This is a genomic window from Brasilonema angustatum, from assembly GCF_059505445.1.
Genome location: NZ_JCACKO010000036.1, coordinates 18,353 through 33,303, shown reverse-complemented (window position 1 = coordinate 33,303; position 14,951 = coordinate 18,353). Strand labels below are relative to the sequence as shown.

Below are 14,951 nucleotides of genomic sequence, written 5' to 3'. Positions count from 1 at the left end.
TAATTACGAATAGGAACGAAACCAGCCTTCTCAATAAACTGCTGCCCTTCTTGAGTTTGAACGACTAATTACGAATAGGAACGAAACCAGCCTTCTCAATAAACTGCTGCCCTTCTTGAGATAGTAACAAATTAGTATATGCCACTCCAGCAGCCTCATCGATAGTACCGTCTCGGCGAATGACTATGAACAGACGCCTAGTCAGGGGGTATGTGCCATCCCGTAAAGCCGCAGCGTTCACCTGCTTGCCATCATCTGTAAAGGGTCGCACGTAATTCTTAGAGTTGCCATGAGCGACAGCAAGAGGGCGGATTGACTGTTGACCGAGAATTGCTCCAGTAGAGCCAATGCCGATCGCACCTGGAATTGAGGAAACTTTACGAACACCATCAGTGTAATCGCGCATAAACTGTACTTTAGGGCTGAGTTGATCCAATTCCGGACCAAGAAGAATGCTGAGTGAGGAACCAAACTTCGGGTTGAAAGCAAAAGCTGTGATTGCTAAGTCCGGTCCTCCCACCTGCTTCCAATTGGTAATTTTTCCTTTAAAAATATCTTTAACTTGTTCAACTGCAAGTCCAGGGATAGAAACATCTGGATGGGTAAACAACAGGAAGCCGTCGATACCTATTGCCACCTGCTGTAGAGAAAAATTCCGTTGCTTTGCCTTGCTGTAATGAGTATCCTCTAATGGCTTAGAAGATTGGGCAAAGCTAAGTTCGCCATCAAGCAACATAGTGATCCCAGTATTTTGACCAGGGTTGTTGTACTTAGGTTCGGTAAACCGCAGCCTAAACTTTGGGTAAACTTGGTTGATAACTTTATGTGCATCCTTCCTCAGAGGTGCGAAGACAACAGCACCACCGTAATTGAATGTTCCTTCCGGCACCTTCGGGACTTCCTTCATAGAATTGTAGAGTCGGATATCCGAGGAAATGTTATCGGCGGAATTGTTGAGATTACTTGGGGTTGATGCGACTCGGACTTGCTGCCAGAAAAAATAACCTCCGGTAGCAAAAAACAACACTGTGGCTACTAGACTAATCCCACCTACGAGCAGTGTAGAGTCAGAGCCAGGACTTGGATCGCTGTTAGGTACAGAAGCAATAACAAGGGGCATGCCACACTTTTTACAATGTGTAGCTCCACGAGGATTTGCATCATAAGCACACCGACCACAGATGATGTTTCCCTTGGTATTCGATTCGTCAGTATTCATCCAATTTCTTAGGGGAGTATGTTGTAGGTAGCAATTGGTGCTATGGTAGATTCCCCTTTTGTCGATTTTTGGCAACTGGGTTTTGTATTCAACACCCGCTCCAAGATTTTTTCGACTAATGTTGCAAATATAGCATCACTTCGTTGACGAGGACGAGCCAGGGGCACAGATAAATTCATAGCCACTTCACCTCGTTCTATGAGAATAATTCTATCAGCTAAAGTCACTGCCTCTTCTACGTCATGAGTAATTAATAATGCAGTAAACTGCTGTTGTTGCCAAATGTATTCTATTAGACGCTGCATCTCAATCCGAGTTAGGGCATCTAACGCTCCCAAAGGCTCATCTAGTAAGAGTAAACGTGGTTCACTCACTAATGCTCTTGCCAGTGCTACCCGTTGGCGTTGTCCTCCCGAAAGCACACTTGGCCATTCAAAAGCACGTTCGGCAAGTCCGACTTGTTCTAACGCCCAATGTGCCTTTTGTCGCCAGTGTTCCTTTAATCCCAACCCCACATTTTCTATCACTCGTTTCCACATCAAAAGACGAGCATCCTGAAACATCACTCGTGTTTCTGGATTGAGCTTACGCAATTGCTTGCCATCAAGTAGTATACTGCCGTCACTCGCGGGTTCTAATCCTGCTAATAGCTTTAATAGGGTAGTTTTTCCACAGCCACTACGCCCGACAATAGCTACAAATTCGCCTTTAGCTATTTCTAAATCCAAGTTTTGCAATACACGAATATTCCCAAAGGTTTTACTCAGACCGATTACTTTTAAATCGACTCCTACGCGCTTGGGTTTAATCATAAAAAAACTCCTATCAACTTTGGGTTACAGATTTTGGTAACTAGGATGCCAAGAAAGCAATTTCTTTTCTAAAAATTTTGCAAATACATCTGCTAACTTTCCTAACAATGCATAGAGTAGAATGCTCAAGACGACCACATCCGTTTGCATAAATTCACGAGCATTCATTGCCATATAACCGATACCAGAGTCATAGGAAATTGTCTCAGCAACAATCAGAGTCAACCACATAACTCCCAAAGCGTAACGTACGCCAATCAAAATTGAGGGCAATGCGCCAGGAAAAATGATTTCCCAAAACAAAGACCAAGGCTTGAGTCCGTATACTTTTCCCATCTCAATCAAGTTTGGATCAACGGTTCGGACACCATGAAACGTATTTATATAAATGGGAAACGATACACCGATCGCAACCAAAAAAATCCTCCCTTCTTCTCCAACTCCAAACCATAAGATAACCAAGGGAATCATGGCTAAATGTGGAATATTACGCAACATTTGAATCGGTGTATCTAACAACTTTTCTGCGATGGGAAGGATGCCATTTAATAATCCCAAAACAAAAGCAATGCTACCACCAATTAAAAAGCCAAGAACTGCCCGTTGTGCGCTAATACCAAGGTGAAAAAAAAGTTCTCCCGATTTAGCAAGACGAATTCCTGCCAGCAAAACATTTGTGGGAGCGGGTAATACTCTTTCAGAAACAAAACCAAATTGCACAAGTAACTGCCAAAGGACAACTAACAGAAGAGGGACGCACCAAGGAGCTAATCTATCGAAGTATGGCTTGAGAAATTTTCTTTTCATTATCCAGGTCCCTTGGACTATCTGTTATTGCTGTTTTGGAAAGTTTTCAAAGCCGATAAGTTCGCCAACAGGACTGAACATTTGTGTTTGATTTATGTTAGACGGTTTTTGCAGCGGTAGGCGAGGAAATAGTAATTCAGCAACTCGATAGGCTTCTTCTAAGTGAGGATAACCAGAAAGAATAAAGATATCAATTCCCAGTTTTGCATACTCCTCCATTCTGGCAATGACTGTGTCGGCATCTCCTACCAAAGCGGTACCTGCACCACCCCGCACTAACCCAACTCCTGTCCATAAGTTTGGACTAATTTCTAGTGCTTTGCGATCGCCATTGTGCAACTGCGTCATCCGGCGCTGTCCTTCAGAATCCATTCTGGCAAAGATTTTTTGTGCATTGGCGATCGCCTCATCACTCACATATTTAATCAGATCATTTGCTGCGTCCCAAGCTTGACTTTCAGTATCCCGCACAATGACATGTAGCCGAATACCAAAGCGTAGAGTTCTGCCCTGTTCTGCTGCTAATTGACGCACAGATGCAATCTTTTCTGCCACTTGTTGCGGTGGTTCTCCCCAAGTCAGATAAACATCAACATGCTTAGCCGCAATCTGTTGTGCAACAAATGACGAACCTCCAAACCATAAGGGTGGATGAGGTTTTTGTACAGAAGTAAATAATATTTTACCACCTTTTATTTGGAAATACTTCCCACTAAAGTTAATTTCTAAACCACTTGAAATGTCTTTCCACACTCTCAAAAATTCGTCGGTTAATTCATAACGCTCATCATGAGAAAGATGCACGCCATCCCCTGCCAATTCTACGGGATCACCACCAGTTACAACGTGAATTTGCAAGCGTCCGTTAGATACGCGGTCAAATGTCGCTGCCATTCGTGCTGACAATCCAGGAGACATTAACCCTGGACGGATTGCAATCATAAAACGCATTTGACGAGTCACAGCAATCAGAGACGAAGCCAATACCCAAGCATCTTCACAAGAGCGTCCAGTGGGTAGCAAAGCCCCAGTAAAGCCCAAATTATCTACAGCTTGAGCAATTTGTTGAAAGTAATAAAAGTTGCATTCACGACCACCAACTGCTGTTGCTAAATAACGACCATCTCCATGTGTTGGAATAAACCAAAGTAATTCCATGTCCCTCTGTGCTCATTACTAATTACGTCTTTATGGCAGTCTTGTTTGAGTTGTAAAATTCCTGATTATGAACGTCCTTAGTTATTTATCTTTTTATACTACTTTTAACTAAGGACACTAGACTTTTTACAGCCTCAATCGAATATTTCACGAACGCGAGTGCGTGCCCCTAGGCCTTATGATTTTAAAATTGCTATATCTGTTTGAACTGCTAAAAAAATCAAACATTTGCATCTATTCTGAATACCACCCCATAGCAGTTTTATTTGATAAGTGAGTTGCATTCATACGCATCACTTCACCCCACACCTCATGCGTAAAAATTATTTTTATCACTGTGCTAATGCGTGAATTTGAGCATAGCGACTGGGGTGAAGTCATTGAGCGACTTGGTATAGGACTCGTATTTGATTTTTGACGAAGCTAGGTACACTTTCTGTTAAGCGTTAAGCGTTAAGCGTTCCCTACCTCCACGAGTCAATTCACCAAATCAAACCGGATTCCTATATCACTATTTAGGTTTCCAAACAGCATCTGCTACTTTGATTTGTTTGGGTATTAATTTCTGACGTAAGAAAGTATCAGCAACTTTTTGTTGCTCTGCAACCACTTCATTGCTAAAGGGTAGTACATCGTAGCGTTTGCGGCGAGTTTCTGCTAACTCTAACGAAGCAACATCAATGCCCATTTGCGGTGATAATACTTCAGCAACTTGGCGGTGATTTTTCTTTGCCCACTTCCCTACCTTGTCAACTGATTCAAGAATTTGCTTAACAAGCTGTGGGTTTGCGTCCGCAAAGCTTCGCGACGTCACATAAAATTCCCTCCATGACGCCAAACCCTTAGCATCTCTTAATATCCGCGCTCCCCCACTCTTTTGAGCTGCTGCTAAAAATGGATCCCATATTCCCCAAGCATCAATCTTGCCTTGTTCAAAGACAGCACGAGCATCTGCTGGAGAAAGATAAGTCGGCTGAATGTCACTGTACTGTAATCCTGTAGATGACAACGCTTGCACCAACAAAAAATGAGCACTTGAACCTTTAGCAACGGCAACTTTTTTACCTTTGAGATCAGCTAAAGTCTTAATTGGCGAATTGTTGCGAACTAGAATTGCCAAACCTTCTGGACTTGCTGAAGAGTTACCAACATACACCAGTGGAACACCAGCTGATTGAGCAAATACTGGTGGTCCCTCGCCTACAGCCGCGAAGTCGATACTGTTTGCATTCAAGGCTTCCATCATCGGAGGACCAGAGGGAAATTCTAGCCACTTGACACTAACCCCAGAAGGGGACAATTGTTTTTCTAAAGTGCCTTGTTGCTTCACCAAAGCCAGAACTGCAGATTTTTGATAACCCATCCGCACAACGTTAACAGCAGCGATCGAGGTATTAGCTGCAAGATTCGCACCAGAATTTTGAGTAGAACTTTTTGCGTAACTCGGACTAAAAGCAGAAAAGCTCAAACTTAGGCACAAACCAAAAGTAAATAGCACTGCAAAAAATTTAGCGGAATCTGGCTTCAGTACCTTGATCAACTCACGAAAAAAACTTCTGATGCTTGAAAACATCTTTAAGAGAATTAAAAGATTCATAGCTCCACAACAACCCTGGTTATATTGAGATTTTCGCATGGTAGACGTAAAAATCTATCATGGAATTTAATAGTTTCTGTAGCCTGTTTAATATTTTGTTGAAAACACAAAATTGCAGGTGCAGCATTGACGACTCTCGCCTTCATAGTATTATGTTGATTGAGGGCTATGAACTGCCTACAAAATACTTAGTTGCTAACTCAACCAGGTACGGAAACTTAAATGATACAGACTGTAACGGGTTTCTCTTTTTGTGCGTTTTAGAGGTGGGGTGTTCATAGAGTATTTTCTCTATAGCAAAAATTACGTGCTTGTTTATCGTTTGTGACAGCCTGATTCTGTACAATTAACAATATGCAATTATTCACAAGCCACTAGGGAGTCTATTATGGGTTCTAAAAAAGCAATTGCATTATTTCTTGCCCTAGGTCTAGCAGCAACTACTACCGCCTGTAGCCCAGCAAATGATGCTGGGGAAGGTAGTGAAGGTGGCGAAGGAAAGGGAAATACCCCCAAAACCCAACAAACTAAAGCACCTACAAAATCAAATGACGCTGGTGAAGCTGGTGAACGTGGTGAAGGTGGTGAAGGCAAGTAATTATTTTAAGTTTTGATGAAGAAAGTTAACTCCTGAAAGTATAAATACTATAAAATTTATACTTTTTTGATTTCACAGGTATAAAGTGCTCTCACTTTATCCCTTTTTTATGCAAAAAATGACAGTTTTGACCGGTTAATAAAGAAATCTCTTTTGAGAGTTGGAAATAAAGAAAAAAAACTTCTTATCATGATTATTTGTATTGATAATATTCTTAACTCTGAGGAGTTAGAATTAATTCATTCAAAATTGACAAATTCGGAATTGAGAGACGGCAAAGAAACAGCAGGATGGTACGCAAAAGAAGTGAAAAATAATCTACAATTACCACAAAATGCACTCACAGAAGAAATGACAAGCATTGTCATGCAGGCACTGCAACGCAATCGCTTGTTTCAAGCAGCCGTCAGACCAAAAATTATTCGACCTATTATATTTAGTTGCTATGAACCGGGAATGTACTACGGTTATCATACCGATAATGCCCTGATGGGAAATGAAGTTTTGACTCGTTCTGATGTCTCATTAACTCTATTTCTCAGTTCTCCTAGCAGTTATGTTGGTGGAGAATTAATGATTGATACTTCTTTGGGTGAACAAGTTTTCAAACTAGAAGCAGGTTCGATGATTGTTTATCCATCTTCAACGCTGCATCAAGTGACAACTGTAACTGAAGGTACGAGATTTGCCGCTATTAGTTGGGTACAAAGTATTATTCGCGATACCGGAGAGAGGGAAATTTTGTTCGATTTAGAAACTGCACGCCAAGCCCTTTTTCAGAAGCATGGAATAACACCAGAATTTGACTTGATTTGTAAAACTCATGCAAATTTGTTGCGGAAATGGGCTGAGATTTAACAGTTATCAGTTGTTAGTGTTTACTGTTCACTGTTGGCTGTTCAACGATTTAAGCTACTGATCGATTTATAATTGATATATTCACCATAAATATATGCAAATAAACTTTCGGAAAATTCACCACAAAGTTGCTCCAATTATTTTTTTACCCTTACTTGCTAGTGCTTTAACAGGAATGATCTATCGTTTGGGAAGAAGTTGGTTTGGGATGCCAAGCAATATAGCAGAGTTCATGATGGTGATTCACCAAGGTGAATACCTTGGTAAACCACTAATACCTGTTTATGTGCTTTTAGTTGGTTTGGGACTGTTGGGGATGATAGTCACTGGTTTAAATATGATGAAATTCAGAAGAATTTCGTCTAAATCAAATAATTCCAAACCTGATTTTCGCGTCATTCATCGCATTATTGCCCCAATTATATTTCTACCTCTAGCTGTAACAGCAGTAACAGGTATTCTTTTTCGAGTTGGAAAAAATTGGTTCGGAATGTCTGGTGAACAAGCTGCTCTTTTTTTAAGGATTCACCAAGGATCATATTTAGGATCATTTTTTAGACCTTTTTATGTACTTTTACTTGGTTTGGGTTTACTAGCAATGTTGGTGACAGGAATAAATATGACAAGAATATTCCGTAAACGTCGTGTTTCAAAAGTTGACGGAGAGTCTTAAGAATTCAAAATTCGCTGCCTGCGGCACGCTACGCTAACATTCAAAATTCAAAAATAAAATTTATTGTATTCAACAGAACTAATACCAATTCTTTATGTAGCGCAGCTTCATAAAGAATTGGTATAAGCATAAACACCATCAACATCTTTAGGGGGTTGTGTTGGATCAAGTTTCAAACTTTTTCAAACTTGGATCACAGCTTCATTATGCTGAGCGTTTTTGATAACTTGCTTTCCAACAGAACCGACAAAAGGTTTCATCGCACTAATTACGGGATCAATATTTATCATTTTTAATAATTAGTATCACTAAACACTTGTCACTTATTCTAAACTGTGCTTTAGAAGTGCGGTGGTGAGAAGTGCACGCTATTACCTCTCCCCTCCTCTTCTCTGCGCCTCTGCGGTTCCTTAAACTCTCCTCAAAACCCTCCCTGCGACAGAGACATTAGAAATTTACCCCCAAAGCAGTAATTAATAATACAGCATATATTTTTCCAGGCAGATGTCACCATTTATCCAGCCTTCTATACTCAAATGTAATGAAACCCTGATAGGAGGCAATAGTATTATGGGCTGGTTAAAAAGACTTTTTGGAATGGAGAAACCTCAAGAAGCACAAGTTAATCCAGAACCACAACCAGTAGAACAAGCTCAGCAAACTGCTGCTCCTGCAGCTGCAACTCAACAAATCGCCCCAGAGCGTGTAGGATTGAATGGAGAATATGACCAGAGTGGTTTGGCAAAGCGCGTGGCACTTGCATTTGACCAAGACCAACAATTAGATGATATAGAAACTCTCTGGGTAGCTCAAACAGGTGGCACTGTAGTCCTCAAAGGCAAAGTTCCCAGCCAAGACATTCTCAACAAGATGGTTTCTGTAGCGCGTTCAGTTAATGGTGCGACTGCAGTTGACAGCAATCAAGTTACCGTCGGCTAAAGATTTTCCATCAGGTGGGTATGACAAAATATTACCCACCCGACAAAACTTAAAGCAGAAAACCTACAGTACAACTCTCAACAGGTATCAGTTTCCCTGTTCCCTGTTCCCTGATTTAATCTTGTCAAGAATCAGTAAATTTAATGTAAAACTTGTTACAGAAAAAACGCCGCACAGGTCTATATTTGCTAAAGTAAAAACAAATAAAATAGAGAGCAATAGTGTAAAGCAACCGTCGGGACGCACTAGCACATTCAAAGCGCTTATTATCAATTAGGTAGTATGGAAGTTTTAGAACTCAAACGCGAAATTGAAACGTTGTCTGATCGCCTGGGTAAAACCCAGGACTATCTTTGACATACCTGCACTTTCTGCCAAAATTCAAGATTTAGAACAAATAGCCGCTCAACCAGAGTTGTGGAATGACCAAACGCAGGCACAAAAAACACTGCAAGAACTCAACGATCTCAAAGCACATTTACAACAATATCACCAGTGGCAAGCCAGTTTGGAAGACACTAAAGCAGTTTTAGAACTGTTGGAGTTAGACACAGATGAAGGGCTTTTGCAAGAAGCTGAGTCTAATGTTGATAAGCTAAAGCGCGAATTAGACCAATGGGAGTTACTCCAGTTGCTTTCTGGTCCTTATGATCAAAAGGGCGCAGTACTCACAATCAACGCCGGGGCAGGTGGTACCGATGCTCAAGACTGGGCAGATATGTTGCTGCGAATGTACACGCGTTGGGGAGAAAAATATGGGTATAAAGTCAGTTTAAGCGAACTTTCCGAAGGTGATGAGGCGGGGATCAAATCTGCAACTGTAGAAATTACCGGGCGCTATGCCTATGGTTACCTGCGTTCCGAAACAGGCACACATCGTCTCGTGCGGATTTCACCCTTCAACGCCAACGGTAAGCGGCAAACAAGCTTTGCTGGCGTGGAAGTGATGCCCGAGATAGATAATAATATACAACTAGAAATTCCAGAGAAAGATTTGGAAATAACCACAACTCGTTCTGGAGGTAAAGGTGGGCAAAACGTTAATAAAGTAGAAACCGCAGTACGTATTGTTCACATTCCAACTGGTATAGCTGTGCGTTGTACGGAGGAACGCAGCCAATTACAAAACAAAGAAAAAGCCCTCGCTCGCTTGAAGGGAAAACTGCTGGTTATCGCTCAAGAGCAACACGCCAAAGAAGTCGCTGAAATCCGGGGTGATATGGTAGAAGCCTCCTGGGGTAACCAAATCCGTAACTACGTTTTTCATCCTTACCAGATGGTGAAGGATTTGCGGACTGCTGAGGAAACAACTGCGATCGCGGATGTAATGAACGGTGAAATCGATATGTTTATCCAAGCCTATTTACGGCAAGAGAACCAGTTGGTAGAAGCTTCTGCATAATTAGAATCAGCAAGAGAAAGTGTGGGAGTGTGGGAATAAATCCTTTGTTCGGTGTTTCCCTCCCTGCTTCACTCCTTTCCAAAGGGGGCACAATGGCAACTTGGTGCTATAAGAACTGTTACATTATGAGAAGAGTTTGTTAACAAATCATCATTATGAGTGACTCTCGTTCTACAGAACCTCAACCTTCCTACGTCAAACTCGCCATGCGAAACATGGTGCAAAAGCGTCTGACCTCTTTGAAGCATTTTGTATTAACGATAGTAGGTCTTTTAGCAGTACTAGTAGGTCTGGCTTACCTCACTCGCTAAGGATGAAATTTATACGTGGGCTTAGGAGACTTTGTAGCTGGTGCGAGTTGAACTGTATGTGCAGGACTATTATCATGAATCATCCCAGCCAGAAGCTCTTCGCTCTGGAGAAAAGGACGCCCATATAACTGCTGAAACTTGGGAAGACTGGTTTGAGTGTTGGTTAGAAATACTACAGCCGAGTATTTCTTTAGCGCCTACTTATGAAGTTGGACTACGTTTAACAGACAACTGTGAAATTATGACACTCAACCAGCAGTATCGTCATCAAAATAAACCGACAGACGTTTTATCTTTTGCAGCACTAGAGGTAGATAGCCCTGAACTGACAGAAATAGACACTCAAGAATCGTTGTATCTCGGTGATATTGTTATTTCTGTCGAAACTGCTCAGCAGCAAGCTCAACAGCAAGAACATCCTTTGCCAACAGAGCTCGCTTGGTTAGCAGCTCATGGGTTACTGCATCTTTTGGGTTGGGATCATCCTGATGAACAAAGTTTGAGCCAAATGCTTAAGCAACAAGTCATATTACTGAAGGCGATAGGTATTGACACTGACTTTGAATAGCAATGACTTACCATTAGAATCTAAGTGTTATTCTGTATTTAATATTTGATATTTTTCTGTTACAAATTGCTAATAAGTGCACTATTCTCCTAACATCTGCTGTCTGTTCCCCACCTACTCTGCTGTTTGGTCTTTACACTTATGTCTCAACAAGTCTCATCTCCACCAAAAGCTTCGCTGCCGCCAGTACCGGACTGCTTAGAAACGGTTGTTAGTAGCCAACGTCAATTATCGTGGCAAGTTGCCTCTAATTTATTTGTCAGTTTTAAGTATGCTTGGTGCGGAATTAGCTACGCTTTTCAAACACAACGTAATTTTCGCATTCATGTTTGTGTTGGTACTTTGGCAATTACCTTGAGCATTTTCTTGCATCTTAAATCTGTAGAAATCGCTGTGATTGGACTAACGAGCGGTTTAGTTTTGGCGTTGGAGTTGCTGAATACGGCGATCGAGTCAATTGTGGACTTAACAGTTAAACAGACCTACCATGAGTTGGCAAAAATTGCTAAAGACTGCGCTGCTGCTGCTGTGCTTGTCTCTGCTTTGGTAGCAGTGATAGTGGCTGGTACACTTTTACTTCCTCCCCTGTTAGCTTTAGTGTTGGCATCTGTATCATCCTAAGTGCTGGGCAGAAGTGTCTTTTTTCAAGATGACTGAAACTAAAGATGAAAATCTGAGTCATGAGAATTACTCGCAATTATCTTAATTGCTAGAAACCAGAAATAATAACAAATAACAACTTTTAATAATAGTTATCGACGGTAACTACGATAGTTTTACCTGTATCATACAGGCGTGGGAATTTTCGCCCAAATAGAAACTCCGATGACCGCAACCAGGTATCATAGTTTAGTGATTTCGTGTGACACTTGTCCAAATGTGCTAGAAATCACTGCTTGAATTAAGGATGGCACACTTATAAAGGTGTGACACTGGAACTATCCTCATATTGAGGGCGTCCAGTTTCATTTAACGTGAAAGTGTCCTGAGAACTTCAAGCAAGCAACTACTGCAAAACTTTTACAGAACAATTGCGGTCTAGAGAGAAGAATTCATGAAACGACGACAGTTATTGGGCTATGCAGGAGCCGGATTAACAACAACATTAGTTACGAGCTTGGGTTCCTCCCTTCAAGCTAATGCCCAATCTGGCGGTTCATTATCAATTCAGTGGCTCGGTCATACTAGCTTTTTATTTACTGGTGGCGGAGTCAAAATTCTCACGAATCCTTTTCGGGCAGTTGGCTGTACCGCTCGTTATCGTGTGCCCAAGGTTGCGGCTGATTTAGCTCTGATTAGCAGTCAATTGCTAGATGAAGGTGCTGTAGAAGACCTTGTTGGAAATCCAAAGCTTATGTATGAAGCGGGAGCTTACGAGTTTAATAACATTAAGTTCCAGGGAATCCCCATAAACCATGACCGTAAAGGTGGCAGGCAATTTGGTGTAAATACGGCCTGGCTTTGGAAGCAAGCGGGAATTAATATCCTTCATTTGGGAGGAGCTGCAGCACCCATTTCCATTGAACAAAAAATCCTTATGGGGCGTCCTGATGTGGCGTTAGTGCCTGTAGGAGGAGGTGCAAAAGCCTATAATCCTGAAGAAGCCAGACTTGCAATTCAAACCCTCAATCCCAAAATAGTGATTCCTACCCATTACCGCACACAAGCAGCAGATGCTGCAAACTGCGATATATCACCTTTGGATGACTTCCTAAAACTCATGAACGGAATGACAGTACGTTCTAGCAGTAGTGACACGATTACTGTCAGCTCTGGTAAATTGCCGGAGAAGACTATAATTCAAGTTTTGAGTTATAAGTTTTAGCCGTAGTCCAAAATCAGTCTCACACAAGTCTTATAATAATATTTGTAAAAAGTATATTTACTTATATCATAATTTTCATAAACAATAGTAGATAAAGATTTTCTGGGGATTTCTTGAGATATAGAAATCACTCAATTAAAATCAGAAAGTCTTTCATAAAGGGCAACAAACACATGGATGTAAAGCTGGTTTTAGCTGCACTGACAATTGTCTTCACAGTTTCGTGCTTGTTTTTTGGTACGAAAAATGGATTCTACGATTCAGATAACTATCATGGCAATGGCTCCGCCCACTGAAGTCACAAAAAACAATCAGCACCGCCCCTAGTCCGTAACTTAGAAGTATTTTTGTTACCCATTAGGCAAATGTCCATAAAAATGAGCTGAGAGGGGAAAAGAGCATGAGCGATCGCCTGTCAGTATCCTCCAGATTTGATGCGGGGGAGACGGCGAGTGAACTAGAATGTTTGCCTTTTGGGGTTCATCACGATGATGAGGGTGTTTGTCTATTAATACGGATGGGACCACATCGCATTTTGCTTGACTGTGGTTTGGCGGATATCTCAACTCTAGTGAACAGATTTCAAAAATTCGCACGTCGAGGAGGAAGTTCGCCCTTACCAGCAGATTTCGTCTTGGTGAGTCATGCGCATCCAGACCATGCCAGAGGGTTGTTAGCTCTGCATAAGGCATTTCCGCTGCTACCAATATACGCCAGCGAAGTGACTAGCAAGTTGCTGCCTCTAAATTGGCAGGAGCAAGATCCCCAGGAAGTACCATCATTTTGTCAAGCACTGCCATTGCGATCGCCAGTAGAATTCAAAGATGGTCTGGTAGCACAAATAATTCCTGCAGGTCACCTACCAGGGGCGGTAGCAATTCTACTCACGTATACCACAAAAGAGCGCTCTTACAGGCTACTGTATACGGGCGACTTTTTTTTATCCAATTCGCGGCTTGTAGAAGGTTTACGTTTGGAAGAATTGCGGGGAATAGAGTTGGATGTGCTGATTATTGAAGGAAGCTATGGAACTTCCCGTCATCCCCACCGCCGGACTCAAGAAAATCAACTTGCTGAGAGAATTAACCGAGCGATCGCAGAGCGTTGCTCTGTGCTACTTCCTACACCAACTTTGGGACTCGGTCAAGAGCTGCTGATGCTTTTACGCAGTCATCACCATTTCACAGGAAGAGATTTAGATATCTGGGTTGATGGTAGTGTCGCTGTTGGATGTGACGCTTACCTGGAATTGCTATCCCATCTTCCCCCCTCGGTACAAAACTTTGCTCGCCATCAACCCTTATTTTGGGATGAACGGATACGCCCACGTGTGCGGCGAATGCAGCCACAACAGCTCCCTGATGTTAGCAGCCCTTGTATTATCCTTACTGACTCCACAGCTGATTTAAACGAATACTGCCAAAAAGGTACTGCCTATTGGCTCACCCTTGTTCCAGAAAAAACCAATATAAAAATTAACGACCAATACTCACGAGTAACCACCGTTGAAACCTATCTTCTTGCTCAGCATAGTGACGGTCCTGGAACAACCCAACTCATTCATAATTTGCGACCGCAGCACGTTATTTTCGTCCACGGTTCTCCTGCTTACTTAGCAGACCTAACAAGCCTAGAAGAGTTACAGAATCGTTATCATTTGCATTCTCCGGCAGCTGGCACACTTGTGGATCTGCCTATTGGTGAAACATTTTTACAACCAGCTGCCCCAGAAACAAATTATGAAGGCGAACTGACGGAATTAGGAACTGTAGTCACAATCACCCTACCCGATGCAATCACTGCCGACCCCCGGTGGCGACACTTTGCGGACACAGGTTTAATTGAAGCCCGATGGCAAGGCGAAGATCTGGTATTACGCGGACTATCGCAAAGAGAACTGCTGAACCAAAATAGCGATCGCTTTACCTGGTCTGATATTGATTGCTGCGGTACTTGCCGACATCAAAGGGGACAGAGGTGTTGGAATCCTGCGTCCCCACTGTATAATTTCAAAGTCACCCTTGAAGGTTACTGCCCTGCATTTGAACGTAACATCGAAAAGAGTCCTGAGTCTTGAATGCTCAGTCTGTGAGTTTCAACAGATAAGTGCTGAGTGATTGGCGTGCGAATTTCCTAAATTTTACTCAACACTTAAGTGTTGCCTACCTTTGGGTTATCCCAGTA

At 42.0% G+C, this 14,951-nt stretch carries 16 protein-coding genes; 11 read left to right on the top strand and 5 right to left on the bottom strand.

The genetic code is table 11. The features are described 5' to 3' along the window. Positions 1-64: 64 nt before the first annotated feature. From AC5JM2_RS09105 to AC5JM2_RS09085, 5 genes are all read right to left on the bottom strand, one after another. Positions 65-1,219: a PstS family phosphate ABC transporter substrate-binding protein gene (locus tag AC5JM2_RS09105; RefSeq protein WP_495834576.1), complete on the bottom strand. Its 1,155-nt coding sequence runs from the start codon at positions 1,217-1,219 to the stop codon at positions 65-67. An 8-nt stretch (positions 1,220-1,227) separates the two neighbouring features. Then, on the bottom strand, positions 1,228-2,031 hold the full coding sequence (locus tag AC5JM2_RS09100) for an ATP-binding cassette domain-containing protein (RefSeq protein ID WP_495834575.1): 804 nt from the start codon (positions 2,029-2,031) through the stop codon (positions 1,228-1,230). Positions 2,032-2,055: 24 nt separating this feature from the next. Continuing rightward, entirely contained in the window at positions 2,056-2,838 is a 783-nt protein-coding gene (ssuC, locus tag AC5JM2_RS09095; protein ID WP_495834574.1) for an aliphatic sulfonate ABC transporter permease SsuC, read from the bottom strand. 24 nt (positions 2,839-2,862) lie between these two features. After that, the gene (gene ssuD / locus AC5JM2_RS09090; RefSeq protein ID WP_495834573.1) at positions 2,863-3,996 is read right to left on the bottom strand and encodes an FMNH2-dependent alkanesulfonate monooxygenase; all 1,134 of its coding nucleotides are present in this window, start codon (positions 3,994-3,996) and stop codon (positions 2,863-2,865) included. A gap of 511 nt (positions 3,997-4,507) precedes the next feature. Next, the gene (locus AC5JM2_RS09085; protein WP_495834572.1) at positions 4,508-5,569 is read right to left on the bottom strand and encodes a sulfonate ABC transporter substrate-binding protein; all 1,062 of its coding nucleotides are present in this window, start codon (positions 5,567-5,569) and stop codon (positions 4,508-4,510) included. A 412-nt stretch (positions 5,570-5,981) separates the two neighbouring features. Here AC5JM2_RS09085 and AC5JM2_RS09080 point away from each other — a divergent pair, with 412 nt between their 5' ends. From AC5JM2_RS09080 to AC5JM2_RS09030, 11 genes are all read left to right on the top strand, one after another. Further along, positions 5,982-6,191 (top strand): hypothetical protein, encoded by a 210-nt coding sequence (locus AC5JM2_RS09080; RefSeq protein WP_495834571.1) that lies wholly within the window; start codon positions 5,982-5,984, stop codon positions 6,189-6,191. 189 nt (positions 6,192-6,380) lie between these two features. Next, positions 6,381-7,049, top strand: a complete 669-nt coding sequence (locus tag AC5JM2_RS09075) for a Fe2+-dependent dioxygenase (protein ID WP_495834570.1) — start codon at positions 6,381-6,383, stop codon at positions 7,047-7,049. Positions 7,050-7,143: 94 nt separating this feature from the next. After that, positions 7,144-7,722, top strand: a complete 579-nt coding sequence (locus AC5JM2_RS09070; RefSeq protein WP_495834569.1) for a PepSY domain-containing protein — start codon at positions 7,144-7,146, stop codon at positions 7,720-7,722. Between the two features lie 570 nt (positions 7,723-8,292). Next, positions 8,293-8,661, top strand: a complete 369-nt coding sequence (locus AC5JM2_RS09065) for a BON domain-containing protein (RefSeq protein ID WP_210612531.1) — start codon at positions 8,293-8,295, stop codon at positions 8,659-8,661. Positions 8,662-8,943: 282 nt separating this feature from the next. Beyond that, a protein-coding gene (prfB, locus tag AC5JM2_RS09060; RefSeq protein ID WP_495834568.1) for a peptide chain release factor 2 occupies positions 8,944-10,063 on the top strand; the annotation gives its coding sequence in 2 pieces (ribosomal slippage) (positions 8,944-9,015 and positions 9,017-10,063; 1,119 coding nt in all). A 155-nt stretch (positions 10,064-10,218) separates the two neighbouring features. Then, positions 10,219-10,374, top strand: a complete 156-nt coding sequence (locus AC5JM2_RS09055; protein ID WP_495834567.1) for a DUF3285 domain-containing protein — start codon at positions 10,219-10,221, stop codon at positions 10,372-10,374. A gap of 40 nt (positions 10,375-10,414) precedes the next feature. Next, entirely contained in the window at positions 10,415-10,942 is a 528-nt protein-coding gene (ybeY, locus tag AC5JM2_RS09050; RefSeq protein WP_495834566.1) for an rRNA maturation RNase YbeY, read from the top strand. 141 nt (positions 10,943-11,083) lie between these two features. Then, positions 11,084-11,563: a diacylglycerol kinase family protein gene (locus AC5JM2_RS09045; RefSeq protein ID WP_495834565.1), complete on the top strand. Its 480-nt coding sequence runs from the start codon at positions 11,084-11,086 to the stop codon at positions 11,561-11,563. 433 nt (positions 11,564-11,996) lie between these two features. After that, positions 11,997-12,767 (top strand): MBL fold metallo-hydrolase, encoded by a 771-nt coding sequence (locus tag AC5JM2_RS09040; protein ID WP_495834564.1) that lies wholly within the window; start codon positions 11,997-11,999, stop codon positions 12,765-12,767. A gap of 173 nt (positions 12,768-12,940) precedes the next feature. Next, positions 12,941-13,063, top strand: coding sequence for a DUF8629 family protein (locus AC5JM2_RS09035; RefSeq protein ID WP_495834563.1), 123 nt, complete (start codon positions 12,941-12,943; stop codon positions 13,061-13,063). 104 nt (positions 13,064-13,167) lie between these two features. After that, positions 13,168-14,844, top strand: coding sequence for an MBL fold metallo-hydrolase (locus AC5JM2_RS09030; RefSeq protein ID WP_495834562.1), 1,677 nt, complete (start codon positions 13,168-13,170; stop codon positions 14,842-14,844). Positions 14,845-14,951 lie beyond the last annotated feature (107 nt).

Excerpts from the sequence above, each read along its gene's own strand:
- AC5JM2_RS09105 (WP_495834576.1), bottom strand. The coding sequence starts at position 1,219 with ATGAATACTGACGAATCGAATACCAAGGGAAACATCATCTGTGGTCGG.
- AC5JM2_RS09100 (WP_495834575.1), bottom strand. The coding sequence starts at position 2,031 with ATGATTAAACCCAAGCGCGTAGGAGTCGATTTAAAAGTAATCGGTCTG.
- ssuC (WP_495834574.1), bottom strand. The coding sequence starts at position 2,838 with ATGAAAAGAAAATTTCTCAAGCCATACTTCGATAGATTAGCTCCTTGG.
- ssuD (WP_495834573.1), bottom strand. The coding sequence starts at position 3,996 with ATGGAATTACTTTGGTTTATTCCAACACATGGAGATGGTCGTTATTTA.
- AC5JM2_RS09085 (WP_495834572.1), bottom strand. The coding sequence starts at position 5,569 with ATGTTTTCAAGCATCAGAAGTTTTTTTCGTGAGTTGATCAAGGTACTG.
- AC5JM2_RS09080 (WP_495834571.1), top strand. The coding sequence starts at position 5,982 with ATGGGTTCTAAAAAAGCAATTGCATTATTTCTTGCCCTAGGTCTAGCA.
- AC5JM2_RS09075 (WP_495834570.1), top strand. The coding sequence starts at position 6,381 with ATGATTATTTGTATTGATAATATTCTTAACTCTGAGGAGTTAGAATTA.
- AC5JM2_RS09070 (WP_495834569.1), top strand. The coding sequence starts at position 7,144 with ATGCAAATAAACTTTCGGAAAATTCACCACAAAGTTGCTCCAATTATT.
- AC5JM2_RS09065 (WP_210612531.1), top strand. The coding sequence starts at position 8,293 with ATGGGCTGGTTAAAAAGACTTTTTGGAATGGAGAAACCTCAAGAAGCA.
- AC5JM2_RS09055 (WP_495834567.1), top strand. The coding sequence starts at position 10,219 with ATGAGTGACTCTCGTTCTACAGAACCTCAACCTTCCTACGTCAAACTC.
- AC5JM2_RS09045 (WP_495834565.1), top strand. The coding sequence starts at position 11,084 with ATGTCTCAACAAGTCTCATCTCCACCAAAAGCTTCGCTGCCGCCAGTA.
- AC5JM2_RS09040 (WP_495834564.1), top strand. The coding sequence starts at position 11,997 with ATGAAACGACGACAGTTATTGGGCTATGCAGGAGCCGGATTAACAACA.
- AC5JM2_RS09035 (WP_495834563.1), top strand. The coding sequence starts at position 12,941 with ATGGATGTAAAGCTGGTTTTAGCTGCACTGACAATTGTCTTCACAGTT.
- AC5JM2_RS09030 (WP_495834562.1), top strand. The coding sequence starts at position 13,168 with ATGAGCGATCGCCTGTCAGTATCCTCCAGATTTGATGCGGGGGAGACG.